We start from the raw sequence: 25,460 nt of genomic DNA, 5'->3' as shown, positions 1-25,460 counted from the left end.
CCCCGGGCCCCGAGTCGGCCGTCTTCCGCCGCGCGGCGCCCGCTAGGCTGCCCGTAGCCGATCACCACGACCCAGGAGCACCCCATGGCGGGAGAGCCGCAGACCGACTGTCTGTTCTGCAAGATCGTCACGGGTGACATCCCGGCCACCATCGTCCGCGAGAGCGCGACGACCGTCGCCTTCCGCGACATAAACCCCCAGGCCCCGACCCACGTCCTCGTCATCCCCAAGGCGCACTACCCGGACGCCGCCTCGCTCGCCGCCGCCGACCCGCAGGCCGCCGCGGACGTGCTGCGCGAGGCGGGTCTGGTCGCCGCCGACGAGAAGCTCACCGACACCGGCTACCGCATCGTGCTCAACACCGGTGCCGGCGCCGGGCAGACCGTCTTCCACGCGCACGCCCACGTCCTGGGCGGCCGCGGGATGCAGTGGCCCCCCGGCTGACACCGTGTCCGTACGAGAACTCGTGATCCTCGGCACCGCCAGCCAGGTGCCGACCCGCCACCGCAACCACAACGGCTATCTGCTGCGCTGGGACGGTCAGGGCATCCTCTTCGACCCGGGAGAGGGCACCCAGCGCCAGATGCTGCGGGCGGGCGTGGCCGCTCATGACATCGACCGGATCTGCGTCACGCACTTCCACGGCGACCACTCGCTGGGCCTGGCCGGCGTGATCCAGCGGATCAACCTCGACCAGGTCCCGCACCCCGTCACCGCCCACTTCCCGGCGAGCGGACAGCGCTTCTTCGACCGGCTGCGGTACGCGACCGCCTACCGCGAGTCCGTCGAGCTGACCGAGGTCCCGGTCGCCGCCGACGGCGTCCTCGCCACCACCGACGCGTACACCCTGGACAGCCGCCGGCTCTCGCACCCCGTGGAGTCCTACGGCTACCGCCTCACCGAGCCCGACCGGCTGCGCATGCTGCCCGCGAAGCTGGCCGAGCACGGCATCGGCGGGCCCGACGTCGGACGGATCCAGCGCGACGGGGTACTGCGCGGCATCCCGCTGGAGGAGGTCTCCGAACCCCGCCGCGGACAGCGGTTCGCGTTCGTCATGGACACCCGGCTCTGCGACGGCGCGTTCGCCCTCGCCGAGGGATGCGACATGCTGGTCATCGAGTCCACGTTCCTCGACGAGGACGGCAGGCTCGCCGCCGACCACGGTCACCTCACGGCCGGCCAGGCGGCCCGGGTGGCGAAGGAGTCGGACGTCCGGCACCTCGTGCTGACGCACTTCTCCCAGCGCTACACCGACCCCGACGTCTTCGAGCGCCAGGCCAGGGCAGCCGGCTTCGAAGGTGAACTGACCATCGCCCAGGACCTGATCAGGGTCCCGGTACCCACCCGCCACACGTAACGAGAACCCCCGTGCACCTCCCCAAGGCCGAACTCCACCTCCACATCGAAGGCACCCTCGAACCCGAGCTGGCCTTCGCGCTCGCCGCACGCAACGGCGTGGACCTGCCCTACGCGGACACCGAAGAGCTGCGCACCGCCTACCTCTTCGACGACCTGCAGAGCTTCCTCGACCTCTACTACGCCCTCATGGCGGTGCTGCGCACCGAGGACGACTTCACCGAACTGGCCGACGCCTACCTCGCCCGCGCCGCCGCCCAGGGCGTCCGGCACGCGGAGATCTTCTTCGACCCGCAGGCCCACACCGACCGGGGCGTCCCGATCGGCACCGTGATCGAGGGACTCGGCAGGGCGCTGGACCGCAGCGAGGAGACGCACGGCGTCTCCACCCAGCTGATCATGTGCTTCCTGCGCGACAAGTCCGCCGAGTCCGCGCTGGAGACCCTGGAGGCCGCGAAGCCGTACCTGCACCGCATCAGCGCCGTGGGCCTGGACTCGGCGGAGGTCGGACACCCGCCCGCGAAGTTCCGCGAGGTGTACGCCGCCGCGACGGCCCTCGGCCTGCGCAAGGTCGCCCACGCGGGCGAGGAGGGCCCGCCGGAGTACATCCGGGAGGCCCTCGACGTCCTCGGCGTCGAACGGATCGACCACGGCCTGCGCTGTATGGAGGACCCGGAGCTGGTGGACCGGCTGGTGTCCGAGCGGATCCCGCTGACCCTCTGCCCGCTCTCCAACGTGCGGCTGCGCGCCATCGACGTCCTGGAGGAGCACCCGCTGCGGTCCATGATGGACGCCGGCCTGCTCTGCACGGTGAACTCCGACGACCCGGCCTACTTCGGCGGATACGTCGGGGACACCTTCCACGCCGTGCACGAGGCGCTGGGCCTGGACCGTGAGCAGCTGCGCGCCCTGGCCCGCAACTCCTTCGAGGCGGCTTTCCTCGACCACGACGAGGAGCGCAGGGCACGCTATCTCTCCGAGGTCGAGGCCTACACGTTCGACTGACCGGTTCCGCCGTCCGGTCCCGCCGCCCGGATCGCGCTCCGCACCAGCCGCCTGCGCCGCAGCGCGGGCACACTGATCTCCGCGACCTCCTGCTCCGGCGCGCCCAGCCTGGGCACCGCGCCGGAGAGGCTGTTGGTCGTGGCGGCGAGGAGCGCGGCCGGGGCACCGCCCCTGCGCCGGACGGAGCCGGGCACCAGGGGCCGGCCGCCGGTGTGCAGCGCCACCGCCGTGACGGGGACCGCGACCAGGAGCGTGGCGGCCCCCAGGATCAGGCCCATCACCGCGTAGCCCGCCTGCTCGGAGAGCACGCTGCCGAGGAGAGGCCCGCAGGCCGTGCCGACGGACGCCGCCGAACCCGCGAGGACCGCCCAGCGGCCGCGCACGTCCAGCGACGCGGCCAGCCCGATCAGATACGACAGGACCACCGGGTAGAAGGTGTTCCACGCGATCTCACCGGTCGCGAACGACCCCAGGTCCTCGGCCGACGAGCTGAGCACGATGCTCCCCGCGATGATCATCGTCCCGAGGCCGATCGGCACCGCCCGCCCGAGCCGGGCCCCCAGCACGCCCGCACCCATCACGCCGAGGAGTCCCGCTCCCAGCGCGGCGGCGAACACGGCGCCGATGGTCACCTCGGAGAGTCCGACCTGGACGGCGCCGATGCGGCTGCTCACGCCCCACAGGGCGTTCTGTGCCATGGACCAGACGAGCATCCCGCCCGCCAGCACCAGCCCCGACCGCCGGTGCGGCAGCCTTCCCTGCGCCGGCGACATGCCGCCTGCCTGGGAGGAGCCGCCCAGCCGGGAGGTCGCGGGCCAGACGAGCAGCGCGACCAGCGCGATGGAGGCGAACGGCAGCCGGTGGCCGCCGCCCATGTGGGGGATCGTCAGGTAGAGGGCCCCCGCCGTGGCCGAGACGCTGAGCAGGCCGAGCGACGAGGTCCGGTGCGGATCGCTCTGCGCCGCGATGCCGGACGCCGCGACGGCGGTCGCCGTGCCCGATCCGAGGCCGCCGACCACGACACCCGTGATCACCAGCGGCATCGAGGTGGTCGACGCCGCGCAGCCGTAGCCGAGTATCGCCAGCAGCAGTCCTGCGCGCGCCGGGCGGCACGACCCGAATCTCTCGACGCGCCCCGCCAGCGCGAAGCCGGCCGAGGCCGAGCTGAGCAGGAGGGCACTGCCGACGAGGCCGGCCTGGGCGGAGCTCAGGCCCAGATAGGTGCTGAGGCGGCCGACGATGGTGGGGAGCAGATAGGCGGCGAGGTAACCGGCGGTGAACACGGCGACCAGGGGCCACGCGGCGCGAGGGCGCGAGGACATGGGCGTTCCTGAAGACATGCCTGAGCAGGCGGAAGAAGGCAGGGGAGGGCAAGGCAGAGGTGGAGCAGGGGAGGGTGGTGCGAGGCAGGGCAGGGGAGGGTGGAGCGAGAAAAACGCGAGAGAAGCGGCACTCTCGTCAACGGTCCCGAACGGTGCTCGCGGGGCAATTTGTATCAAGCGCGCCCAGGCAACGGAAAGTCGGCTCGATGTGATCTGGATCACACACAGGTTTATAGGTGTCAGAGCCGGGTAGCTGCGCATGTTTATGCAGGTGGGAGTGAGTCTGCGCGGTACGGCGCGGACCCTCCGGATGCGGCGGCCGATCCGGCACACTGGCCGCATCCCGCACTGTTCAGATCTGCCGAGGCCGGGGAGCGCACGGTGAGCACAGCTGATCCAGGCATCGACCCGCTGGTCGGGCTGCGAGCTCCGCAGGACCCGGCCTGCGATGTCTTCCTGACCGGCACGGTCTTTCTCGACATCATCTTCACCGGCCTGGACAGCGCCCCGGTGCGCGGGACGGAGTCCTGGGCGCGGGGGATGGGTTCCAGCCCCGGAGGCGTCGCCAACATGGCCACCGCCCTCGCCCGGCTCGGCCTCCACACCTCGCTGGCCGCCGCGTTCGGTGACGACCACTACGGCGAGTACTGCTGGGACGCCCTCGAACAGGGTGAGGGCATCGATCTGGCCATGTCGCACACGGTCCCCGGCTGGCACTCGCCCGTCACCGTCTCCATGGCTTACGAGGGCGAGCGCACGATGGTCTCGCACGGTCACGAGGCGCCGGCCCCCGCCGTGGCCCCCGGCCGTACGTTCCCGCACTGCCCGCCCCGCGCCCGTGCCGCCGTCGCCTCGCTGACCCCCGGCCGCAGCGAGCCCTGGGTGGCCGGGGCCGCCCGCAACGGAGCGATGGTCTTCGCCGACGTCGGCTGGGACGAGACCGGCCGCTGGGACCTGGACGCCCTGCCCGACCTCGGGCACTGCCTGGCCTTCCTCCCGAACGCCGAGGAGGCCATGCGCTACACCCGTACGGACTGTCCGCGCGCCGCCGCCCACGCCCTGGCCGAGCGGGTCCCCCTGGCCGTGGTCACCCTGGGCGCGGAGGGCGCCTACGCGGTGGACCGGGAGAGCGGCACGGCCGCCGAGGTGCCCGCCATCGCGGTGGAGGCCCTGGACCCCACCGGCGCGGGTGACGTCTTCGTGGCCGGATTCGTCACCGGGACGCTGGCCGGCTGGCCGCTCGCCGACCGCCTCGCCTTCGCGGGACTGACGGCCGCGCTGTCCGTGCAGGAGTTCGGTGGATCACTGTCCGCACCCGGATGGGCGGAGATCGCCGGCTGGTGGCAGCAGGTACGCACCTGCGCCGGCCAGGACCCGGCGGCCCTGGAGCGCTACGCCTTCCTGGACGAGCTGCTGCCCGCCTCCAGCAGGGCGTGGCCCCTGCGCCGCGCCGTCCCGACCATCGGCTTCCGCCGGTGAAGCCCTGATGATCACCGGGTAAAACCTCTCGGCGTTGTCGGCGGGGAGTCGTACGCTGGTACTCCAGAGGCGGTCGAGCCGCGACTGCCCTGCAACGGGAGGTATGCGCAGGCCCGAGGGCCGGCCCATGACTCAGTCACCGACACAGCCGCAGGCGCGCGCCCAGATCAGCATTCCGGCCGCACACCCCATGGTGATGCTCCTGGGGTCGGGCGACTCGCTGTTGCGCGTCATCGAAACGGCGTTCCCGGCCGTCGACATCCATGTCCGGGGCAATGAGATAAGCGCGACTGGAAGCGCGGCGGACGTCGCCCTCATCCAGCGCCTGTTCGACGAGATGGTGCTGGTGCTCCGCACCGGGCTGCCGATGACGGAGGATGCTGTGGAACGCTCGATCGCCATGCTCAGGGCGAGCGGGAACGGCACCGGGGACGGCGCCGAGACCCCCGCGGAGGTGCTCACCCAGAACATCCTCTCCAGCCGTGGCCGCACCATCCGCCCCAAGACGCTCAACCAGAAGCGTTACGTCGACGCGATCGACAAGCACACCATCGTCTTCGGCATCGGCCCCGCGGGCACCGGCAAGACCTATCTCGCCATGGCCAAGGCGGTCCAGGCCCTGCAGTCCAAGCAGGTCAGCCGGATCATCCTCACCCGGCCCGCCGTCGAGGCGGGGGAGCGGCTCGGCTTCCTGCCCGGCACGCTCTTCGACAAGATCGACCCGTATCTGCGTCCGCTCTACGACGCCCTGCACGACATGCTCGACCCCGACTCGATCCCCCGGCTGATGGCCGCGGGCACGATCGAGGTCGCGCCGCTGGCGTACATGCGTGGCCGGACCCTGAACGACGCGTTCATCATCCTCGACGAGGCGCAGAACACCAGCGCCGAGCAGATGAAGATGTTCCTCACCCGCCTCGGCTTCGACTCGAAGATCGTCGTCACCGGTGACGTCACCCAGGTGGACCTGCCGACCGGCACCAAGAGCGGTCTGCGCCAGGTCCAGGAGATCCTCCAGGACGTGGACGACGTGCACTTCTCCCGGCTCACCTCCCAGGATGTGGTCCGGCACAAGCTCGTCGGCCGTATCGTCGACGCGTACGAGAAGTACGACAACGCAGAGGGCCCCAAGGGCCGCAACGGGAAGTAGTCGCAGCGCACCATGTCGATCGACGTCAACAACGAGTCCGGAACCGAGGTCGACGAGCAGGCGATCCTCGACATCGCCCGCTACGCCCTCGCCCGGATGCGGATCCACCCCCTGTCCGAACTCTCGGTGATCGTGGTGGACACCGCCGCCATGGAGCAGCTCCACATCCAGTGGATGGACCTCCCCGGCCCGACGGACGTCATGTCCTTCCCGATGGACGAGCTCCGTCCCCCGGTCAAGGACGACGAGGAGCCCCCGCAGGGGCTCCTCGGTGACATCGTGCTCTGCCCCGAGGTCGCGAAGAAGCAGGGCGAGGACGCCGAGACACGGCACTCGATGGACGAGGAGCTCCAGCTCCTCACCGTCCACGGGGTGCTGCACCTCCTCGGGTACGACCACGAGGAGCCGGACGAGAAGGCCGAGATGTTCGGCCTCCAGGCGGCGATCGTCGACGGCTGGCGCGGCGAGCGCGGCCTGACCGGCCCGTCCCCCGCCCCCACCGTCTCGTGAGCGTGCCCCTCATCGCCGGCGCCGTCCTGCTGGTCGTCGTGGGCTGGCTCGCGGCCTGCGCCGAGGCCGGCATCGCGCGGACGTCGAGCTTCCGTGCGGCGGAGGCCGTGCGGGCAGGACGCCGGGGCAGCGCGAAGCTGGAGCAGGTCGCCGCCGACCCCACCCGCTATCTCAACGTGGCCCTGCTCGTGCGGGTCGCCTGCGAGATGTCGGCCGGGGTGCTCGTCACGTACGCCTGCCTCAAGGAGTTCCCCGAGACCTGGGAGGCGCTCGCCGTCGCCATGGGTGTCATGGTCCTCGTCAGCTACGTCGCCATCGGGGTCTCGCCGCGCACCATCGGCCGCCAGCACCCGCTGAACACGGCCACGGCCGCGGCGTACGCCCTGCTGCCGCTGGCCAGGATCATGGGCCCGGTCCCGCAGCTGCTGATCCTCCTGGGCAACGCGCTGACCCCGGGCAAGGGCTTCCGCAAGGGCCCCTTCGCCAGTGAGGCGGAACTGCGCGCGATGGTCGACCTCGCCGAGCAGGAGTCGCTCATCGAGGACGAGGAGCGCCGCATGGTGCACTCGGTCTTCGAGCTCGGCGACACCCTCGTGCGCGAGGTCATGGTGCCCCGTACGGACCTGGTCTGCATCGAGCGGTACAAGACGGTCCGTCAGGCTCTGACCCTCGCGCTGCGCTCCGGCTTCTCGCGGATCCCGGTCACCGGCGAGAACGAGGACGACATCGTCGGGATCGTCTACCTCAAGGACCTGGTCCGCAAGACGCACGTCAACCGGGACGCGGAGGCCGACCTGGTCTCCACGGCGATGCGCCCCGCCGCGTTCGTCCCCGACACGAAGAACGCCGGTGACCTGCTGCGCGAGATGCAGCAGGACCGCAGCCACGTCGCCGTCGTCATCGACGAGTACGGCGGCACGGCCGGCATCGTCACCATCGAGGACATCCTCGAGGAGATCGTCGGCGAGATCACCGACGAGTACGACCGCGAACTGCCACCGGTCCAGGAGCTGGAGAACGGCTGCTTCCGGGTGACCGCCCGGCTCGACATCGGCGACCTCGGAGAGCTGTTCGGTCTCGACGCGTACGACGACGAGGACGTGGAGACCGTCGGCGGACTGCTGGCGAAGGCGCTCGGGCGGGTCCCGATCTCCGGTGCCTCCTCGATCGTCGACCTTCCCGACGGGCGCAAGCTCCGCCTCACCGCGGAGTCCCCGGCGGGCCGCAGGAACAAGATCGTCACGGTGCTGGTGGAACCGGAGGGAACACAAACGCCATGACTCCCCAGGAGCTGCGCACGTTCTGCCTGGAGTTCAACGCGAGCGCGGAGGAGTTCCCCTTCGGGCCCGAGGCCTCGGTCTTCAAGGTCCTGGGAAAGATGTTCGCCCTGAGCGCGCTGGACGGACGGCCCCTGCAGGTCAGCCTCAAGTGCGACCCGGACGAGGCGCTGCGGCTCCGCAAGGAGCACGCCGCGATCGTCCCCGGCCGGCACCTGAACAAGCGCCACTGGAACACCGTGACGGTCTCCGAGCTCCCGGACAGGATGGTCAGGGAGCTCGTGGAGGACAGTTACGACCTCGTGGTGGCCGGGCTGCCCAAGGCGGAACGGCTGCGCCTGGACCGGCCGTAGGGGCGGGGCTCAGCCGGCCCGCCGCAGACCGGCGCGGCTCGATGTGCCCGGTGCCGGGATGAAGTGACCCCGTCGACGGACAGGCGCACGCCTCCTTCGTATGCTCAGCACATGACCGACAGCACTGACCTCGGCGCCGAGGACCGCAAGATCGTCACTCTGGCGCGCAGCGTCCGCGCCCGCAACGGAGTGCCGGAGGGCGCCGCCGTACGGGACGAGACGGGACGTACGTACGCCGCCGGCACCGTGACCCTGGACTCGCTGAAGCTCAGCGCACTGCAGACCGCCGTCGCGATGGCGGTGGCCGGCGGCGCCACGTCCCTGGAGGCGGCGGCCGTGGTCTCCGAGGCCGCGACCTCCTCGGACGCCGACCGGGCCGCCGTCCGTGACCTGGGCGGGCCCGGCACTCCCGTGCTGCTCGCGGGGCCCGACGGCACGCTCCGGTCCACGACCGCCGCGGGCTGATCCGGGCCGGCGGCGCCCTGCTGTGCAACGCCGCCGCCGGGATCGGGGAGAATGGGCGCCATGAGCGCTCGACCGAACACAGAAGCTGCTGCGCAGCAGGCTGAGAACACCGCCCCCCACCGGGCCGGCTTCGCCTGCTTCGTGGGCCGCCCCAACGCGGGCAAGTCCACCCTCACGAACGCTCTGGTCGGTCAGAAGGTGGCGATCACCTCCAACCGCCCCCAGACCACCCGGCACACGGTGCGCGGCATCGTGCACCGCGACGACGCCCAGCTGATCCTGGTCGACACGCCCGGCCTCCACAAGCCGCGCACGCTGCTCGGGGAGCGGCTGAACGACGTCGTGCGGACCACCTGGGCCGAGGTCGACGTCATCGGCTTCTGCCTGCCCGCCGACCAGAAGCTCGGCCCCGGCGACAAGTTCATCGTCAAGGAGCTCGCCGGGATCAAGAAGACCCCGAAGATCGCGATCATCACCAAGACCGACCTGGTGGAGTCCAAGGCGCTCGCCGAGCAGCTCCTCGCCGTCTCCGCGCTGGCCGACGAGCTCGGCTTCGAGTGGGCCGAGATCATCCCCGTCTCGGCGGTCAAGGACCAGCAGGTGAGCCTGCTGGCCGACCTGATCGCCCCGCTGCTTCCGGAGAGCCCCCCGCTCTACCCGGAGGGCGACCTCACCGACGAGCCCGAGATGGTCATGGTCGCGGAGCTCATCCGCGAGGCCGCGCTGGAGGGCGTACGGGACGAGCTTCCCCACTCCATCGCCGTCGTCGTCGAGGAGATGCTGCCCCGCGAGGACCGGCCGGCGGACAAGCCGCTGCTGGACATCCACGCGAACGTCTACATCGAGCGGCCCAGCCAGAAGGGCATCATCATCGGCCCGAAGGGGAAGCGGCTCAAGGACGTCGGCACCAAGTCACGCAAGCACATCGAAGCACTGCTGGGCACACCGGTCTTCCTGGACCTGCACGTGAAGGTCGCCAAGGACTGGCAGCGCGACCCGAAGCAGCTGAGGAAGCTGGGGTTCTGAGGCCGGTCTCCCGGGCCTACGCGCCTTCCTTGAGGACCCGGGAGATCAGCGTCCGCTGCGCCTCGGTCAGCCGTGGGTCCGCGCAGTCGACCGTCCGGTCGCCCACCGTGATCCGGTAGCGGAAGCCGTCCGGCACACCGGCGGGCGGGCCGCCCCGGCCGGCGGCGAGCGCCGACTCGGCCAGGGCCTCCCAGTCGCCCGCGTCGGGCCGCCCGGAGGTCTCGATCTCACCGTGGCGTGCGATGCCGGCGAACCCGCCGGTCCGGCTCACCTTGATGCGCATGCGTACCGGCTCCTGCCTGACACCTCGACCCGCTCGGACGGCTCCGCGTGTATCTACCCGGTCAACGGGTCGGCACGCCCACCTCCGACCATGCCTTGAGCACCGCCTCGGCCTCGTCGCCCTCCCCGAACCTGTGCCGCGCCGCCGCGACGGTCAGCTTGGCGAAGTCCGTGAAGGACGCGTCCTGGGCCAGCTCACCGCCGGTCAGCACGTCGAACCAGATCCGCCCCGCCCGCTCCCAGGCGTTACCGCCGAGCGCCGTGGCCAGCAGGTAGAACGCCCGGTTGGGGATGCCGGAGTTGATGTGGACCCCGCCGTTGTCCTCGTCCGTCTCGACGTAGTCGTCCATCGACCCGGGCTGCGGGTCCTTCCCGAGCACATCGTCGTCGTACGCCGTGCCCGGAGCCTTCATCGAGCGCAGCGCGACGCCACTGACCCGGGGGGCGAGCAGCCCCGCGCCGATCAGCCAGTCGCCCTGGTCCGCGCTCTGGCCCAGCGAGTGCTGCTTGACCAGGGAGCCGAAGACGTCCGAGACGGACTCGTTGAGCGCGCCCGACTGGCCCTCGTACGCCAGATTGGCCGTGTACTGGGTGAGGCCGTGCGCCAGCTCGTGGGCGATCACGTCGATCGCGACGGTGAAGTCGAGGAAGATCTCGCCGTCGCCGTCCCCGAAGACCATCTGCTCGCCGTCGAAGAACGCGTTGTTGTACTTCTCGTCGTAGTGCACGGAGCCGATGAGCGGCAGCCCCTTGCCGTCGATCGAGCTGCGGCCGTACTCGGTGAGCAGCAGGTCGAAGGTGGCGCCGAGCCCCGCGTACGCACGGTTGACGCTGGCGTCCTGGGTGGCTTCCTCCCCCTCCTCACGGACCTTGACGCCCGGCAGGTCCGTGCCGTGCCGGCAGTCGTGGAGGACGCGGTGGGGCTTGGTGGGGACCGGGGCGGAGGTGCGGGCGGTCTGGGGTGTCCTGGCCAGCGCGGTCACCCGCCGGTGGTGGCGCCGGGCCCCGTCGGCCTCCAGGGTGCGCCGTGCGGGATCGGCCAGGAGCGGATCGTCTGCCTGGGACAGCTTGTCGAGGACGTGGGGCGGCACGATGGTGCAGAAGACGGGCTGGAACCCGTTGTTCGGTCGAGGCTGCATGCAAACGACTGTGGCACTCCGTCACCGCGCTGTCACTGGTTGCGATCGTGATTGACGAAATAGAGTGGTGTATCACTGTTCCGCCTCCATGAAGAGGCGATCCCGCATACTGATACGGACCGACGCACCAGGCGCCCCTCGGTTAGTGTTGCCGCATCATGCGTTTCGGGCTGCTCCTTCTTAGCTGCCGCGGCGAGGGCCTGTAGTCGTAGGCCGGCTCCCTCCCCGCGGAGTTCGCTGTTGCAGCGACACAGTCGGCCGCCCCTGCTGGACCTCCGAGGAGCCGTACGCCATGACCGCAGTGAATCCCTCCGCGCACACCGATGCCGTCCCCACCCCCGTCGGTGGCCCCACGCCGGTGACCAACGCGAAGCAGCTGCAGAAGCCTTCCGGGATGCCGGTCCACAAGTACCGCGGTTACGAGGCCGTGGACATCTCCGACCGCACCTGGCCGGACAACCGCATCACCGTGGCGCCCCGGTGGCTGTCCACCGACCTGCGTGACGGCAACCAGGCCCTGATCGACCCGATGTCGCCGGCCCGTAAGCGCGAGATGTTCGACCTGCTCGTACGCATGGGCTACAAGGAGATCGAGGTCGGGTTCCCGTCCTCCGGCGAGACGGACTTCGCGTTCGTACGCTCCATCATCGAAGAGGGGGCGATCCCCGAGGACGTGACGATCTCCGTCCTGACGCAGGCCCGCGAGGAACTGATCGAGCGCACCGTCGAGTCGCTGGTCGGTGCGCGGCGCGCCACCGTCCACCTGTACAACGCCACCGCACCCACCTTCCGCCGTGTGGTCTTCCGCGGCTCGAAGGAAGAGGTCAAGCAGATCGCCGTGGACGGCACCCGCCTGGTCATGGAGTACGCGGACAAGATCCTGGGCGACGAGACGATCTTCGGCTACCAGTACAGCCCGGAGATCTTCACCGACACCGAGCTGGACTTCGCCCTGGAGGTCTGCGAGGCCGTCTGTGACGTCTGGCAGCCGGAGGAGGGGCGCGAGATCATCCTCAACCTGCCCGCCACCGTGGAGCGTTCGACGCCCTCCACCCACGCGGACCGCTTCGAGTGGATGTCCCGCAATCTGACCCGCCGCGAGCACGTCTGCCTGTCCGTCCACCCGCACAACGACCGGGGCACCGCCGTCGCCGCCGCCGAGCTGGCGATCATGGCGGGTGCCGACCGCATCGAGGGCTGCCTGTTCGGTCAGGGCGAGCGCACCGGCAACGTCGACCTGGTCACCCTGGGCATGAACCTCTTCTCGCAGGGCGTCGACCCGCAGATCGACTTCTCGCAGATCGACGAGATCCGCCGCACCAGCGAGTACTGCAACCAGATGGAGGTCCACCCGCGCCACCCCTACGCGGGCGACCTGGTCTACACCGCCTTCTCCGGCTCCCACCAGGACGCCATCAAGAAGGGCTTCGACGCCATGGAGGCCGACGCCGCCTCCCAGGGCAAGACCGTCGACGACATCGAGTGGGCGGTGCCCTACCTGCCGATCGACCCGAAGGACGTCGGCCGCTCCTACGAGGCGGTCATCCGGGTCAACTCGCAGTCCGGCAAGGGCGGAATCGCCTACGTCCTGAAGAACGACCACAAGCTGGACCTGCCGCGCCGGATGCAGATCGAGTTCTCCCGGATCATTCAGGCCAAGACCGACGCCGAGGGCGGCGAGGTCACCCCGACGCAGATCTGGTCGACCTTCCGGGACGAGTACCTGCCGAGCCCGGAGAACGCCTGGGGACGCGTGCAGATCCGCTCGGGTCAGACGACGACCGGTTCCGACGGCCAGGACACGATCACCGTCGAGGCCACCGTCGACGGCTCGGACACGGTGCTGACCGGCACGGGCAACGGCCCGATCTCCGCGTTCTTCGAAGCGCTGCAGGCCATCGGCATCGACGCCCGTCTGCTGGACTACACCGAGCACACGATGAGCGAGGGCGCGAGCGCGCAGGCCGCCTCCTACATCGAGTGCGCGATCGACGGCAAGGTGCTGTGGGGCATCGGTATCGACGCCAACACCACGCGCGCCTCGCTCAAGGCGGTCGTCTCCGCGGTCAACCGCGCGACCCGCTGATCCCGTAACGCGGCATTCCGGGCATACGTCTGATACGCCGCTGAACTGCCCGGCCCGAGAGCCCCGTTCACCCGCCGAGGGTGGGCGGGGTTCGGCCATATACCGGGGTTTTGACCTCCGGGATACTGACGCCACATCACGCATGTGGCTAACATCACGTCCAGCGCGGCAATGTTGCCGTGGGGTTACGGAGGTGTGCGACGTGCGGACAGCCAAAGGACAACGCGCCGTAGGACCGCGCCTCTACGGCATCCGTACCGTCTGGGACACCGTCGGCGACGGGGAGTTCTTCTGCCCGTGCTGCGGGGGCGACCGCAACTACCGGCGCCTCACGGGACGCCACCGCCTCACCGTCCTCGGGCTGCCGCTGCTCGCCCGGGGGAGCGCCGGGCCCGTCGTCGAATGCGCCGCCTGCGGGACGCACTTCGCGCCCGACGTTCTCGACCACCCCACCACCACCCGCTTCTCGGCCATGCTGCGGGAGGCCGTGCACACCGTCACCCTCGCCGTGCTCGCCGCGGGCGGCACCACCTCCCGTACGGTCCTGGAGACCGCCGCGGCCATCGTCCGCGACGCGGGGCTCGACGACTGCACCCAGGAACAGCTCTTCACCATCGTCGAGGTGCTTGCCGCCGACACCGGGCCCGGTGACGGCACCGACCCCGCGGCCGAGGCCTGCGGGGCGGCCCTGGCGATCGAGCTGCACGAGGTCCTGAAGCCACTCGCCCCGCACCTCGCCACCGCGGGACGGGAATCGGTTCTGCTGCAGGGCGCCAGGATCGCACTCGCCGACGGTCCCTACAGCCCGGCCGAGCGCGAGGTGCTGACCACGGTGGGCGGCGCGCTCCAGCTCTGCCCCGCGGACACGGTCAAGCTGCTGGAGGCGGCGCGTACGCCGTCGTAGGCCCTCGTACGCCCTCGGGGGCCCACCGGGGCACCGGTGGGCGACAATGGGTGCATGAGCTTGTTCCGGGACGACGGCGTCGTGCTGCGTACGCAGAAGCTGGGCGAGGCCGACCGGATCATCACGATCCTGACCCGCGGCCACGGGCGGGTGCGTGCCGTGGCGCGCGGTGTGCGCCGCACCAAGTCCAAATTCGGGGCGCGGCTCGAACCCTTCTCCCACGTGGACGTGCAGTTCTTCGCGCGCGGCAGCGAGCTGATCGGCCGGGGCCTTCCCCTCTGCACCCAGAGCGAGACGATCGCTCCGTACGGTGGTGGGATCGTCTCCGACTACGCCCGTTACACCGCCGGCACCGCGATGCTGGAGACCGCCGAGCGGTTCACCGACCACGAGGGTGAGCCCGCGGTCCAGCAGTATCTGCTGCTGGTCGGCGGGCTGCGCACCCTCGCCCGCGCCGAACACGCGCCGAACCTCATCCTGGACGCGTTCCTGCTGCGCTCCCTGGCCGTCAACGGCTACGCCCCCAGCTTCGTCGACTGCGCCAAGTGCGGAATGCCCGGCCCGAACCGGTTCTTCTCCGTCGCGGCGGGCGGCGTCATATGCGGCGACTGCCGGGTGCCCGGCAGCGTCGTACCCTCGGCTGAGGCCGTCGAACTGCTGAGCGCGTTGCTCAGCGGCGACTGGGAGACGGCGGACGCGTCCGAGGCGCGCCATGTCAGGGAGGGGAGCGGGCTGGTGTCCGCCTATCTGCACTGGCATCTGGAGCGCGGTCTGCGCTCACTGCGGTACGTGGAAAAGTGACACAGGGAGACGAGAGAAGCCCATGGCAGTACGCGGGATGCTCGGCGGCCGTAACCGGCGTGAGTACAAGACCCCCGAGCCGCACCCCTCCGGCGCCACCCCGCCGAAGATCCCCGGCGAGCTGGTGCCCAAGCACGTCGCCGTCGTGATGGACGGGAACGGCCGCTGGGCCAAGGAGCGGGGTCTTCCGCGCACCGAGGGTCACAAGGTCGGTGAGAGCGTCGTCATGGACGTCCTCAAGGGCTGTATCGAGATGGGCGTCAAGAACCTCTCGCTGTACGCCTTCTCCACGGAGAACTGGAAGCGTTCACCGGACGAGGTGAAGTTCCTGATGAACTTCAACCGCGACGTCATCCGGCGCCGGCGCGACGAGATGGACGAGCTCGGCATCCGGATCCGCTGGGTCGGCCGCATGCCCAAGCTGTGGAAGTCCGTCGTCCAGGAGCTCCAGGTCGCCCAGGAGCAGACCAAGGACAACGACAAGATGACGCTGTACTTCTGCGTCAACTACGGCGGGCGGGCCGAGATCGCCGACGCCGCGCAGCGCATCGCCGAGGACGTCGCGGCCGGGAAGCTCGACCCCGCGAAGGTCAACGAGAAGACGTTCGCGAAGTACATCTACTACCCGGACATGCCGGACGTGGACCTCTTCGTGCGCCCCAGCGGCGAGCAGCGCACGTCCAACTACCTCATCTGGCAGAGCGCGTACGCCGAGATGGTCTTCCAGGACGTGCTGTGGCCGGACTTCGACCGGCGTGACCTGTGGAACGCCTGTCTGGAATTCGCCCGGCGCGACCGGCGCTTCGGCGGGGCCGAGGAGATCACCAAGGCCTGAGACGACGCGGAGGGGCCCCATCGCGGGGCCCCTCCGGGGTCGGTCAGCCTGTGCCGGGGCTCAGCCCTTGGCGCCCGCGCAGTCCGAGCAGGTCCCGAAGATCTCCACCGTGTGGGCCACGTTGACATAGCCGTGCTGTGCGGCGATGGTCTCGGCCCACTGCTCCACGGCGGGACCCTCCACCTCGACGGCCTTGCCGCAGACGCGGCAGACCAGGTGGTGATGATGGTCACCGGTCGAGCACCGCCGGTAGACCGCCTCACCGTCGGTCGTGCGCAGCACGTCGACCTCGCCCGCGTCGGCGAGGGACTGGAGCGTGCGGTAGACCGTGGTCAGCCCGACCGAGTCACCCCGGTGCTTGAGCACATCGTGCAGGTCCTGGGCACTGCGGAACTCGTCGACCTCGTCGAGCGCCGCAGCGACCGCCGCCCGCTGCCGGGTGGACCGGCCGCGCACCGGAGCCGCGTTCGTGCCACTGATCGGCGCCGTCGCCACAGCTGCCTCCTCATGTCGCCCGTACGTATGTCGGGCCATTGTGCCAGCCCGCTCCGGCGGCACGGTCACACCCGAACGTCGTCCGAGGCCGGGCGGGCCGCCGGTACCTCAAGGGTGCACCGGTCCTCCTCACTCCCGCGGCCCTTGGCGCGCCTGCGGGCCAGCGGCGTGGCGAGCGCCGTCAGCAGGACGAACGCGGCGATGGCCAGCAGCACGATCGTCGCGCCGGGCGGCACGTCCTGGTAGTACGAGGTCACGGTGCCGGCCAGGGTGACGGCCGTCCCGATGACGACGGCGAGGACGAACGTCACCCTGAAGGACTTCGAGATCTGCTGGGCGGCGGCGACCGGCACCACCATCAGCGCGCTGACCAGCAGCAGACCGACGACCCGCATGGCGACGGTGACGGTGACGGCTGCGGTCACGGCGACCAGCAGGTTGAGCGCGCGCACCGGCAGCCCGGTGACCCGGGCGAACTCCTCGTCCTGGCTGACCGCGAACAGCTGCCGCCGCAGCCCGACGGTGACCAGCACCACGAAGGCGGCCAGCACGACGATCGCGGTGATGTCCTCCTCGGAGACCGTGGAAAGGGAGCCGAAGAGGAACGACGTCAGATTGGCGTTGGAGCCGGTGTCCGAGAGGTTGATCAGCATCACCCCGCCCGCCATGCCGCCGTAGAACAGCATGGCCAGGGCGATGTCGCCGCGCGTGCGTCCGTACCAGCGGATCAGCTCCATCACGACCGAGCCCGCCACGGCGACGAGCGTCGCCATCCAGACGGGGTTGGTGGAGAGCAGGAAGCCGAGACCGACACCGGTCATCGCGACGTGCCCGATGCCGTCGCCCATCAGGGCCTGGCGGCGCTGGACCAGATAGATGCCGATGGCGGGGGCGGTGATCCCGACCAGGACGGCAGCGAGCAGCGCCCGCTGCATGAAGGGGGGGTTCAGGAATTCCAGCATGATCAGGTCAGCAGTCCCGTCCGGACGGGCTCGGAGGCCGCGTGGGGGTGTACGTGGTCATGGCCGGGCAGCGCGTGCTGGCCGACGGCCTCGGGGGGCGGCCCGTCGTGCGTGACACAGCCGTCGCGCAGGACGATCGCCCGGTCGATCAGCGGCTCCAGGGCGCCGAGCTCGTGCAGGACGAGCAGCACGGTCGCCCCGCCGGCGACCTGCTCGCGCAGCGTCGTGGCGAGGATCTCCTGGCTGGCCAGGTCGACCCCGGCCATCGGCTCGTCCATGATCAGCACCTCGGGCTCGGCGGCGAGCGCGCGGGCGATCAGGACCCGCTGGTGCTGGCCGCCGGAGAGGGCGTTCACGGAGTCCCTGGCGCGGTCGGTGAGCCCGACGAGCCCTATGGCCCGGTCCACAGCCGCCCGGTCGGCCTTGCCGAGCCGTCCGAACCTCGTACGCGACAGCCGCCCCGAGGCGACGACCTCGCGGATCGTGGCGGGGACGCCGCCTGCCGCAGTGGTGCGCTGCGGTACGTATCCGACGCGGCCCCACCGGCGGAAGCGGCGCAGCGGCGTGCCGAACAGCTCGACGCTCCCGCCGGTGAGCGGCACCTGGCCGATGACGGAGCGTACGGCCGTGGACTTGCCGGAGCCGTTGGCCCCGAGCAGGGCGACGACCTCGCCGCGGTCGACGGTGAGGTCGACACCGCGCAGCACCGGGCGGGCACCGAGCGTCGCCGTGGCTCCGCGCATGCTGATCACGGGTTGTGGCGTACTGGGCTCAGGCATGGTCGCCTCCGGTGCTGCGGCTGGTTCGGGTACTGCTCGGGTCACTTCGCGCCGAGGGCCTTCTGCAGCGCGGCCAGGTTGGACTCCATGACCTCGATGTAGTCAGCGCCCGCGGACTTGTCGGTGATTCCCTCCAGCGGGTCGAGGACGCCGGTCTTCAGGCCGAGGTCCTTCGCCAGGGTCTTGGCGGTCTTGTCGCTGGCGAGCGTCTCGAAGAATACGGTGGTGGCCTTGTTCTCCTCGGCGACGTGGTGGATCTCGTCGATGCGGGCGGGGCTGGGCTCGGTCTCGGGGTCGAGGCCGGCGATGCCCTCCTGGGTGAGGCCGTAGCGCTCGGCGAGGTACCCGAAGGCGGAGTGCGTCGTGATGAACGTCTTCGTCGCGGTGTTCTTCAGTCCGGTCTCGTAGGCCTTGTCCAGCTTGTTCAGCTCGGCGACCAGGGTCTCGGTGTTCTTGCGGTAGTCGGCGGCGTTGTCCGGGTCGGCCTTCTCGAGCGACTTCCCGACGCCTTCGGCGACCTCGGCGTACTTCACCGGGTCCAGCCAGACGTGCGGGTCGAGGGCCGCCTCCTCCTCGCCCTCGTGCTCCCCGGCGTGCTCCTCGGCGCCGTGGTCGTGTCCGTCGACCTCCGAGCCGTGGCTCTCGAGCGTGGTGAGGCCGGCCGCGTCCACGGTGTTCTCGACGCCGGCCTGCGTGACGGCGTCGTCCACGGCGGGCTGGACGTTCTTGAGGTACAGGATGTAGTCGGCGTCACCGAGGCCGCCGATCTGCCTGGGGGAGAGCTCCAGGTCGTGCGGCTCGACGCCCGGCTTCGTCAGCGAGGTGACGGAGACGTGCGACCCGCCGATCTCCTCGGCGAGGAACTGCATCGGGTAGAAGGACGCCACGACGTCCAGCTTGCCGTCGCTCCCGCCCTCGGCCGCGTCGGAGGAGGAGCAGGCGGAGAGCGCGGTGAGGCCGAGGGTGACTGCTCCGGCGACGACGGCTGTGGGTATGAGGCGACGTACGTTCATGACAGTCATTTTCAACAAAAGTGGAAACGATTGTCAACAAGGCTGATGAGATGCCCGGATCCGGAGCCGGTGACCGCGATGCGCCCCACCGATTTGATATGGGGGGTGCGCCCGCCGGTAATCTGGGGTATTCACCCGCCCGTCACCCGACCACCACCCCCCACCGAGGCGCTCCGCGCCCCTGTGTGTACGTCTTCCCTCACCGAGGCGTTCGCGCCGCCCACCTGTCCAGTTCCGCCGTCGTAATGAAGAGAGCACCGTGGCCGCCGACAAGATCGACACCATCGTCAGCCTGAGCAAGCGCCGTGGCTTCGTCTACCCCTGCAGTGAGATCTACGGCGGCCAGAAGGCCGCCTGGGACTACGGGCCCCTGGGCGTCGAGCTGAAGGAGAACCTCAAGCGTCAGTGGTGGCGCTACATGGTCACCTCGCGCGAGGACGTGGTCGGTCTCGACTCGTCGGTCATCCTGGCCCCCGAGGTCTGGGTCGCGTCCGGCCACGTGGCCACGTTCTCCGACCCGCTCACCGAGTGCACCTCCTGCCACAAGCGCTACCGCGCGGACCACCTGGAGGAGGCGTACGAGGAGAAGCACGGCAAGCCGCCCGTGAACGGCCTGGCCGACCTCAACTGCCCCAACTGCGGCAACAAGGGCACCTTCACCGAGCCCAAGCAGTTCTCCGGCCTGCTCTCCACGCACCTCGGCCCGACCCAGGACTCCGGGTCGGTCGCCTACCTGCGCCCCGAGACCGCCCAGGGCATCTTCACCAACTTCGGTCAGGTGCAGCAGACTTCGCGCAAGAAGCCGCCGTTCGGCATCGCGCAGATGGGCAAGTCCTTCCGGAACGAGATCACTCCGGGCAACTTCATCTTCCGCACGCGCGAGTTCGAGCAGATGGAGATGGAGTTCTTCGTCAAGCCGGGCGAGGACGAGCAGTGGCAGGAGTACTGGATGGAGCAGCGCTGGAACTGGTACACCGGTCTCGGCCTGCGCGAGGAGAACATGCGGTGGTTCGAGCACCCCGCGGAGAAGCTCTCCCACTACTCGAAGCGCACCGCTGACATCGAGTACCGCTTCCGCTTCGGCGGCAGCGAGTGGGGCGAGCTCGAGGGCGTCGCCAACCGCACCGACTACGACCTGACGGCGCACTCCAAGGCGTCCGGCACGGACCTCTCCTACTTCGACCAGGAGAAGGGCGAGCGCTACACGCCGTACGTCATCGAGCCCGCGGCAGGTGTCGGCCGCTCGCTGCTGGCGTTCCTCCTCGACGCGTACAACGAGGACGAGGCCCCCAACGCCAAGGGCGTCATGGAGAAGCGCGCCGTGATGCGTCTCGACCCGCGCCTCGCGCCGGTCAAGGTCGCCGTCCTGCCGCTGTCCCGCAACCCGCAGCTGTCGCCGAAGGCCAAGGGCCTCGCCGCCGACCTGCGGCAGAACTGGAACATCGAGTTCGACGACGCGGGCGCCATCGGCCGCCGCTACCGCCGCCAGGACGAGATCGGCACGCCGTTCTGCGTCACCGTCGACTTCGACACCCTGGACGACAACGCGGTGACCGTGCGCGAGCGCGACACGATGAAGCAGGAGCGCGTCTCCCTGGACCAGATCCAGAGCTACCTCGGTTCCCGCCTCCTGGGCTGCTGAACGCACGCGGCCTCATGACGATGCCCCCGGTTCCGGCGTACGGAACCGGGGGCGTCGTGCAGACTGGGCGCACTCGTCCACAGGGAGGCCCCACATGCCGTCCATGACCACGAGCAAGGTCACCAGATGGGACCAGCACGGCCGTGAACACACCGTCCACGTAAGGAAGTCGGGGATGCAGCGGCAGCTGACCTGCGGCACCTGCGGGTGGCGCAAGGGGGCGCAGTTCCTGCCCTGGCTCAAGGCCGAGGAGCACCTGACCGAGGCCCATCAGGCCACGGTCGACCCGACCGCCTGAGCCGGCGACGGGGCCCGGCCGGAAAAACCGGATGAGGCACGCCTCCGGCCGGGGTACCTTTTCGGCATGTCTTCGTTCTTCCAGATCTACGAGTGAGCGCGCGACGGGCCCGACCGCCCGTCGCCCATCGGATCGATACACGACACGTCATCCTCACTTCCTCAACTCAAGAACGGGAGAACGCCGTGGCCAAGAGCCGCAACAACCTCCTCGGCGTGGGCGGACAGCGCAAGAAGCTGTCCCGCGCCGAACGGCAGGGCGCGGGCCCCGCGCGCAACAACGACCGCAAGGCCGCCGAGGACAAGAAGCAGGAGCTGGTGCGCAAGATGCGTGAGCGCGCCGCCGCCGAGGCCGCCCCGGAGCAGGACGCACCGGCCGGGAGCTGACCTCCTCGCACCACCCGTACGACCACGGGCCCGGATCACCTCGGTGATCCGGGCCCGTCTCCGTCCGGCCTCACCCCACCGTGCGGGGCAGCCGCAGGCTCAGCAGGGTCGTCAGGACCACGGCCGCCAGCTGCACCAGCAGCGTCACGACCAGCGCGTCCCGCATCCCCGAGCCGGATGCCAGCGAGAGGAAGAGCGTCCCGAGCGTGGCGACCCCGAGCGCCAGGGCGGCCTGCTGGGTCGTGGTCATCACGCCGCCTCCCACCCCCGCCCGCTCGGCCGGTACGTCGGACAGCACGATCCGGATCAGGACGGGGAGCTGCAGCCCCTGCCCCAGACCCGAGACCGCCATGCCGGGCAGCAGGCCCAGCAGTCCGAGGCCGGGCCAGGAGCTCCACACGGTCAGCGCCAGCACCGTCACGCCCGCCCCCTGGATCAGCCCGCCGGCCGTCACGACCCGGCTGCCGAAGCGCCGTACGAGCCGGGGGCCGGCCAGCGAGGCGGCGAAGAAGGCGGCGGCCATCGGCGCCAGGGACAGCCCCGCCTCGGCCGGACCCATCTCCAGGCCCTGCTGGAGGGCGACCGCGATCACGAACATGAATCCGCCGAAGCCGATCGAGAACGGCACCACCAGGACCAGTCCGCGCCGCAGCGACTCCAGCCGCAGCAGGCTCGGCGGCACGAGCGGCGTCCGCCCCTGGGCGTCGGCCCGGCGCTCCACCCGGTAGAACGCCGCCGCGGCGAACGGGAACAGGCCCAGGGACAACCAGGTCCAGAGCGGCCAGCCCGCCGCCCGCCCCTCCGTCAGCGGGGCCAGCAGGGTCACCAGGGAGACCGCCAGCAGCAGCGTGCCCGGTACGTCGACGGGGGCGGGCCGGTCCGAGCGGGACTCGGGCATCGAGCGGGCGGCCAGGATCAGCCCGACCACCGCCACCGGGACGTTCACCAGGAACACCGAGCGCCAGCCGGCGCTCTCACCGAAGACCGAGGACAGCGGGGCCGCGGAGACCAGGACGCCGCCGAGGATCTGGCCGGCGACCATCGAGAGCCCCGCCGTGGCCCCGTACAGGCTCATGGCTCGCGCCCTGTGATGTCCGGCCGTGGCCGCCTGGATGGTGGCGAGCACCTGCGGCAGCATCAGGGCGGCGGCGGCGCCCTGCGCCACCCGGGCCCCCACGAGGGTCCAGGCGTCCGGAGCGAGTCCGCAGGCGAGGGAGGTGAGACCGAAGGCGGCCATCCCGACGAGGAAGAGCCTGCGCCGTCCGGCCATGTCGCCCAGCCGCCCGCCGAGGACGAGCAGCACGGCGTAGGAGAGGCCGTATCCCGCGACGACCAGCTCCAGCAGGGCGGGGCCCGCGGCCAGGTCGTGGTCGATGGTGGGCAGGGCGACGTTGACGATGAAGAAGTCGATGAGCGGGAGCGCTGCGCCGAGCAGCACGGTGAACAGCCCGAGTCCGCCGAGCACCGGCGCGGGATGGTCGTACCGCGCCCCCGGCGTGCGGGTGGCGGACGCGTTCGTCAGTACAGAGGATTCACTCACGTCATCGACCATGGACCGGCACTCAGCCTGGTACCAGAGTCTCTTTATCCTGGTACACGGAGCACCTGGCAATACGCCGGGGCATTGGGCACGCTGGGAGCATGACGACCGTGGCGACCGAGGCACCCGAGACCGACATCCGGCGGCACGAGCTCGCCGGGTTCCTCCGCAGCCGCCGTGAGCGGATCACCCCCGAGCAGGTCGGTCTGCCGCGCGGCCGCCGCAGGCGCACCCCCGGGCTGCGCCGCGAGGAGGTCGCCCAGCTCTCGGCCGTCGGCGTCACCTGGTACACGTGGCTGGAGCAGGCCCGCGACATCCAGGTCTCCCCGCAGGTCCTCGACTCCCTGGCCCGCGCCCTGCTGCTCGACCGCAGCGAACGCAGCCACCTCTTCTCCCTCGCCGGGGCCGTCGACCCGGCGCCGGGCTCGGACTGCACGGGCATCACCCCGGCCTTCCACGAGATGCTCAGGCGCCTGGAGCCCTTCCCGGCCTGCATCCAGAACAGCCGGTACGACATCCTCGCGTACAACCGCACCTACGGCCGGCTGCTGTGCGACCTGGACGCCGTCGCCCCCGAGGACCGCAACTGCATGCTGCTCGCCTACACCGACGAGGACTGGCGCGCCTCCGTCGTCGATCTGCCCGCCATGCACCGGGTGATGGCCGCCAAATTCCGCGCCTCCATGGCGGAGCACCTCGCCGAGCCCGCCTGGAAGGCCCTGCTGCGGCGTCTGGAGGCCGCGTCGCCCGAATTCGGCGAGATCTGGGCCCGGCACGAGGTCGTCGGACCCTCGAACCGCACCAAGATCTTCCGTAACGCCCGGGTCGGTCTGCTCAGGCTCGACCACACCGACCTGTGGCTCGGCCCCTCGGCGGGACCGCGCATGGTGACGTACGTCCCCTCGGACGAGGAGTCACGGCTGGGACTGGAGCGGCTGATGGAGTCCGTGCTCGCGGAGCCCCGGGCCGGGGCCTCCTCGGAGCCCCTCGCCGAACCGCGCGCAGGGGCCCTCACGGGATCCGCCGCCGGGGCCTGAGCGGGCGGGCATCCGCGCCGCGGTGGCGTACGGGACAATGGGGCCATGACCACGCTCGCCCCCGCCCTCCCGCTGCTCCGGATCGGCCCGCACACCGTGCAGCCGCCGGTCGTGCTCGCCCCCATGGCCGGCATCACCAACGCGCCCTTCCGCACCCTGTGCCGAGAGTTCTCGGGCGGCAAGGGACTGTTCGTCAGCGAGATGATCACGACGCGGGCGCTGGTCGAGCGCAACGAGAAGACCATGCAGCTCATCCACTTCGACGCGAGCGAGACCCCCCGCTCCATCCAGCTGTACGGGGTGGACCCGGTCACCGTCGGCAAGGCGGTCCGCATGATCGTCGACGAGGACCTCGCCGACCACATCGACCTGAACTTCGGCTGCCCCGTCCCCAAGGTCACCCGCAAGGGCGGCGGCTCCGCGCTCCCGTACAAGCGGCCCCTGCTGCGCGCGATCCTCCGCGAGGCCGTGGCGCAGGCGGGCGACCTCCCGGTCACCATCAAGATGCGCAAGGGCATCGACGACGACCACACCACCTATCTCGACGCGGGCCGCATCGCCGTCGAGGAAGGCATCACGGCGGTCGCCCTGCACGGCAGGACCACCGCCCAGCACTACGGCGGCACGGCCGACTGGGACGCCATCGCGCGCCTCAAGGAGCACGTCCCCGAGATCCCCGTCCTCGGCAACGGCGACATCTGGAGCGCCGACGACGCCCTGCGGATGATGCGTGAGACGGGCTGCGACGGCGTCGTCGTGGGCCGTGGCTGTCTCGGGCGCCCCTGGCTCTTCGGTGACCTGGTGAGCGCCTTCGAGGGCACGGGGACGCGTCAGGCGCCCGCCCTGCGCCAGGTCGCGGACGTCATGCTGCGCCACGCGACGCTGCTGGGGGAGTGGATCGGCGACGAGAGCCGGGGCGTGATCGACTTCCGCAAGCACGTGGCGTGGTATCTCAAGGGCTTCGCGGTCGGCTCGGACATGCGCAGGAGGCTCGCGGTCACCTCGTCGCTGGAGGAGCTGGGCGGCCAGCTCCAGGAACTCGACCTGGACCAGCCCTGGCCGGACGGCGCGGACGGCCCCCGTGGCCGTACCTCCGGCAACAACCGGGTGGCGCTGCCGGACGGCTGGCTCAAGGACCCGTACGACTGCGCGGGCGTGGGCGCCGAGGCCGAGCTGGACACTTCGGGCGGCTGAGCGGCCGACTCCACGCCGGGGCACCGAGTGCCCCACGAAATGCCCGCTCATATGAGCGGGCATTTCTGCTGGGATGCGGTGCGTTCCCACACGATTCCGCGACAGGGGTGTGTGCCCGCTCTCT

General features: G+C 70.6%; 27 protein-coding genes. 19 read left to right on the top strand and 8 right to left on the bottom strand.

Annotated elements, in window-relative coordinates:
- The first annotated feature begins 84 nt into the window (after positions 1 to 84).
- Genes ACZ32T_RS03785 through ACZ32T_RS03775 form a run of 3 tightly spaced genes read left to right on the top strand, consistent with a single transcriptional unit; the run spans position 85 to position 2,361 of the window.
- The gene (locus tag ACZ32T_RS03785; protein ID WP_356707678.1) at positions 85 to 444 is read left to right on the top strand and encodes a histidine triad nucleotide-binding protein; all 360 of its coding nucleotides are present in this window, start codon (positions 85 to 87) and stop codon (positions 442 to 444) included.
- A gap of 4 nt (positions 445 to 448) precedes the next feature.
- Positions 449 to 1,357, top strand: coding sequence for a ribonuclease Z (locus ACZ32T_RS03780; RefSeq protein ID WP_467262598.1), 909 nt, complete (start codon positions 449 to 451; stop codon positions 1,355 to 1,357).
- Between the two features lie 11 nt (positions 1,358 to 1,368).
- On the top strand, positions 1,369 to 2,361 hold the full coding sequence (locus ACZ32T_RS03775) for an adenosine deaminase (protein ID WP_467262596.1): 993 nt from the start codon (positions 1,369 to 1,371) through the stop codon (positions 2,359 to 2,361).
- Here ACZ32T_RS03775 and ACZ32T_RS03770 read toward each other — a convergent pair.
- Positions 2,346 to 3,683 (bottom strand): MFS transporter, encoded by a 1,338-nt coding sequence (locus tag ACZ32T_RS03770; protein WP_467262595.1) that lies wholly within the window; start codon positions 3,681 to 3,683, stop codon positions 2,346 to 2,348. The genes ACZ32T_RS03775 and ACZ32T_RS03770 overlap by 16 nt on opposite strands.
- Positions 3,684 to 4,064: 381 nt before the next feature.
- Between ACZ32T_RS03770 and ACZ32T_RS03765 the strand changes: the two genes are divergently transcribed.
- The 7 genes from ACZ32T_RS03765 to era all read left to right on the top strand — a co-directional run bounded on the left by ACZ32T_RS03765 (position 4,065) and on the right by era (position 9,943).
- Positions 4,065 to 5,162 carry a carbohydrate kinase family protein gene (locus ACZ32T_RS03765; RefSeq protein WP_467262593.1) on the top strand — a complete coding sequence of 366 codons (1,098 nt, stop codon included), beginning with the start codon at positions 4,065 to 4,067 and terminating at the stop codon, positions 5,160 to 5,162.
- A gap of 127 nt (positions 5,163 to 5,289) precedes the next feature.
- Complete coding sequence (locus ACZ32T_RS03760; protein WP_467262591.1) at positions 5,290 to 6,312, top strand: PhoH family protein; 1,023 nt, start codon at positions 5,290 to 5,292, stop codon at positions 6,310 to 6,312.
- Positions 6,313 to 6,324: 12 nt separating this feature from the next.
- A complete protein-coding gene (ybeY, locus tag ACZ32T_RS03755; protein WP_467262589.1) occupies positions 6,325 to 6,822 on the top strand; it encodes an rRNA maturation RNase YbeY in 498 nt (165 codons plus the stop codon).
- Positions 6,819 to 8,102, top strand: coding sequence for a hemolysin family protein (locus ACZ32T_RS03750; protein WP_467262587.1), 1,284 nt, complete (start codon positions 6,819 to 6,821; stop codon positions 8,100 to 8,102). Before ybeY ends, ACZ32T_RS03750 begins: the two co-directional genes overlap by 4 nt.
- Entirely contained in the window at positions 8,099 to 8,452 is a 354-nt protein-coding gene (locus ACZ32T_RS03745; RefSeq protein ID WP_467262585.1) for an MmcQ/YjbR family DNA-binding protein, read from the top strand. The genes ACZ32T_RS03750 and ACZ32T_RS03745 overlap by 4 nt, the downstream gene beginning before the upstream one ends.
- Positions 8,453 to 8,563: 111 nt before the next feature.
- Entirely contained in the window at positions 8,564 to 8,917 is a 354-nt protein-coding gene (locus ACZ32T_RS03740) for a cytidine deaminase (protein WP_356707668.1), read from the top strand.
- A 51-nt stretch (positions 8,918 to 8,968) separates the two neighbouring features.
- Positions 8,969 to 9,943, top strand: coding sequence for a GTPase Era (era, locus tag ACZ32T_RS03735; protein ID WP_187281951.1), 975 nt, complete (start codon positions 8,969 to 8,971; stop codon positions 9,941 to 9,943).
- A gap of 16 nt (positions 9,944 to 9,959) precedes the next feature.
- Here the strand turns inward: era and ACZ32T_RS03730 are convergent, their stop codons facing one another.
- Positions 9,960 to 10,226 (bottom strand): protealysin inhibitor emfourin, encoded by a 267-nt coding sequence (locus ACZ32T_RS03730; protein WP_467262584.1) that lies wholly within the window; start codon positions 10,224 to 10,226, stop codon positions 9,960 to 9,962.
- A gap of 61 nt (positions 10,227 to 10,287) precedes the next feature.
- Positions 10,288 to 11,364: a M4 family metallopeptidase gene (locus tag ACZ32T_RS03725; protein WP_467262582.1), complete on the bottom strand. Its 1,077-nt coding sequence runs from the start codon at positions 11,362 to 11,364 to the stop codon at positions 10,288 to 10,290.
- A 292-nt stretch (positions 11,365 to 11,656) separates the two neighbouring features.
- On the opposite strand from ACZ32T_RS03725, the gene leuA reads away from it, so the two are divergent.
- From leuA to ACZ32T_RS03705, 4 genes are all read left to right on the top strand, one after another.
- Positions 11,657 to 13,450, top strand: coding sequence for a 2-isopropylmalate synthase (leuA, locus tag ACZ32T_RS03720; RefSeq protein ID WP_467262580.1), 1,794 nt, complete (start codon positions 11,657 to 11,659; stop codon positions 13,448 to 13,450).
- 202 nt (positions 13,451 to 13,652) lie between these two features.
- A complete protein-coding gene (locus ACZ32T_RS03715; protein WP_467365177.1) occupies positions 13,653 to 14,354 on the top strand; it encodes a TerB family tellurite resistance protein in 702 nt (233 codons plus the stop codon).
- A gap of 54 nt (positions 14,355 to 14,408) precedes the next feature.
- On the top strand, positions 14,409 to 15,155 hold the full coding sequence (gene recO / locus ACZ32T_RS03710; RefSeq protein WP_104785535.1) for a DNA repair protein RecO: 747 nt from the start codon (positions 14,409 to 14,411) through the stop codon (positions 15,153 to 15,155).
- A gap of 22 nt (positions 15,156 to 15,177) precedes the next feature.
- A complete protein-coding gene (locus tag ACZ32T_RS03705; protein ID WP_467262576.1) occupies positions 15,178 to 15,990 on the top strand; it encodes an isoprenyl transferase in 813 nt (270 codons plus the stop codon).
- 60 nt (positions 15,991 to 16,050) lie between these two features.
- Here ACZ32T_RS03705 and ACZ32T_RS03700 read toward each other — a convergent pair whose 3' ends face one another.
- From ACZ32T_RS03700 to ACZ32T_RS03685, 4 genes are all read right to left on the bottom strand, one after another.
- On the bottom strand, positions 16,051 to 16,485 hold the full coding sequence (locus tag ACZ32T_RS03700; RefSeq protein WP_356707660.1) for a Fur family transcriptional regulator: 435 nt from the start codon (positions 16,483 to 16,485) through the stop codon (positions 16,051 to 16,053).
- 65 nt (positions 16,486 to 16,550) lie between these two features.
- Entirely contained in the window at positions 16,551 to 17,450 is a 900-nt protein-coding gene (locus ACZ32T_RS03695) for a metal ABC transporter permease (RefSeq protein WP_467263388.1), read from the bottom strand.
- Positions 17,450 to 18,226, bottom strand: a complete 777-nt coding sequence (locus ACZ32T_RS03690) for a metal ABC transporter ATP-binding protein (protein WP_467365175.1) — start codon at positions 18,224 to 18,226, stop codon at positions 17,450 to 17,452. The genes ACZ32T_RS03695 and ACZ32T_RS03690 overlap by 1 nt, the downstream gene beginning before the upstream one ends.
- 41 nt (positions 18,227 to 18,267) lie before the next feature.
- The gene (locus ACZ32T_RS03685; RefSeq protein WP_467365173.1) at positions 18,268 to 19,239 is read right to left on the bottom strand and encodes a metal ABC transporter substrate-binding protein; all 972 of its coding nucleotides are present in this window, start codon (positions 19,237 to 19,239) and stop codon (positions 18,268 to 18,270) included.
- 259 nt (positions 19,240 to 19,498) lie between these two features.
- Between ACZ32T_RS03685 and ACZ32T_RS03680 the strand changes: the two genes are divergently transcribed.
- From ACZ32T_RS03680 to ACZ32T_RS03670, 3 genes are all read left to right on the top strand, one after another.
- Positions 19,499 to 20,881, top strand: a complete 1,383-nt coding sequence (locus ACZ32T_RS03680; RefSeq protein ID WP_356707657.1) for a glycine--tRNA ligase — start codon at positions 19,499 to 19,501, stop codon at positions 20,879 to 20,881.
- 94 nt (positions 20,882 to 20,975) lie between these two features.
- Positions 20,976 to 21,179: a hypothetical protein gene (locus ACZ32T_RS03675; RefSeq protein ID WP_467262571.1), complete on the top strand. Its 204-nt coding sequence runs from the start codon at positions 20,976 to 20,978 to the stop codon at positions 21,177 to 21,179.
- Between the two features lie 185 nt (positions 21,180 to 21,364).
- On the top strand, positions 21,365 to 21,565 hold the full coding sequence (locus tag ACZ32T_RS03670; RefSeq protein WP_467262569.1) for a DUF6243 family protein: 201 nt from the start codon (positions 21,365 to 21,367) through the stop codon (positions 21,563 to 21,565).
- 70 nt (positions 21,566 to 21,635) lie between these two features.
- Here the strand turns inward: ACZ32T_RS03670 and ACZ32T_RS03665 are convergent, their stop codons facing one another.
- A complete protein-coding gene (locus ACZ32T_RS03665) occupies positions 21,636 to 23,105 on the bottom strand; it encodes an MFS transporter (RefSeq protein ID WP_467365171.1) in 1,470 nt (489 codons plus the stop codon).
- A 101-nt stretch (positions 23,106 to 23,206) separates the two neighbouring features.
- Here ACZ32T_RS03665 and ACZ32T_RS03660 point away from each other — a divergent pair, with 101 nt between their 5' ends.
- Positions 23,207 to 24,142 carry a helix-turn-helix transcriptional regulator gene (locus ACZ32T_RS03660; RefSeq protein ID WP_467262565.1) on the top strand — a complete coding sequence of 312 codons (936 nt, stop codon included), beginning with the start codon at positions 23,207 to 23,209 and terminating at the stop codon, positions 24,140 to 24,142.
- 45 nt (positions 24,143 to 24,187) lie between these two features.
- Entirely contained in the window at positions 24,188 to 25,336 is a 1,149-nt protein-coding gene (gene dusB / locus ACZ32T_RS03655) for a tRNA dihydrouridine synthase DusB (RefSeq protein ID WP_356707653.1), read from the top strand.
- Positions 25,337 to 25,460 lie beyond the last annotated feature (124 nt).

This window comes from Streptomyces sp. NPDC023573 (assembly GCF_055559735.1).
This window is presented reverse-complemented; position numbering and strand designations above follow the sequence as displayed.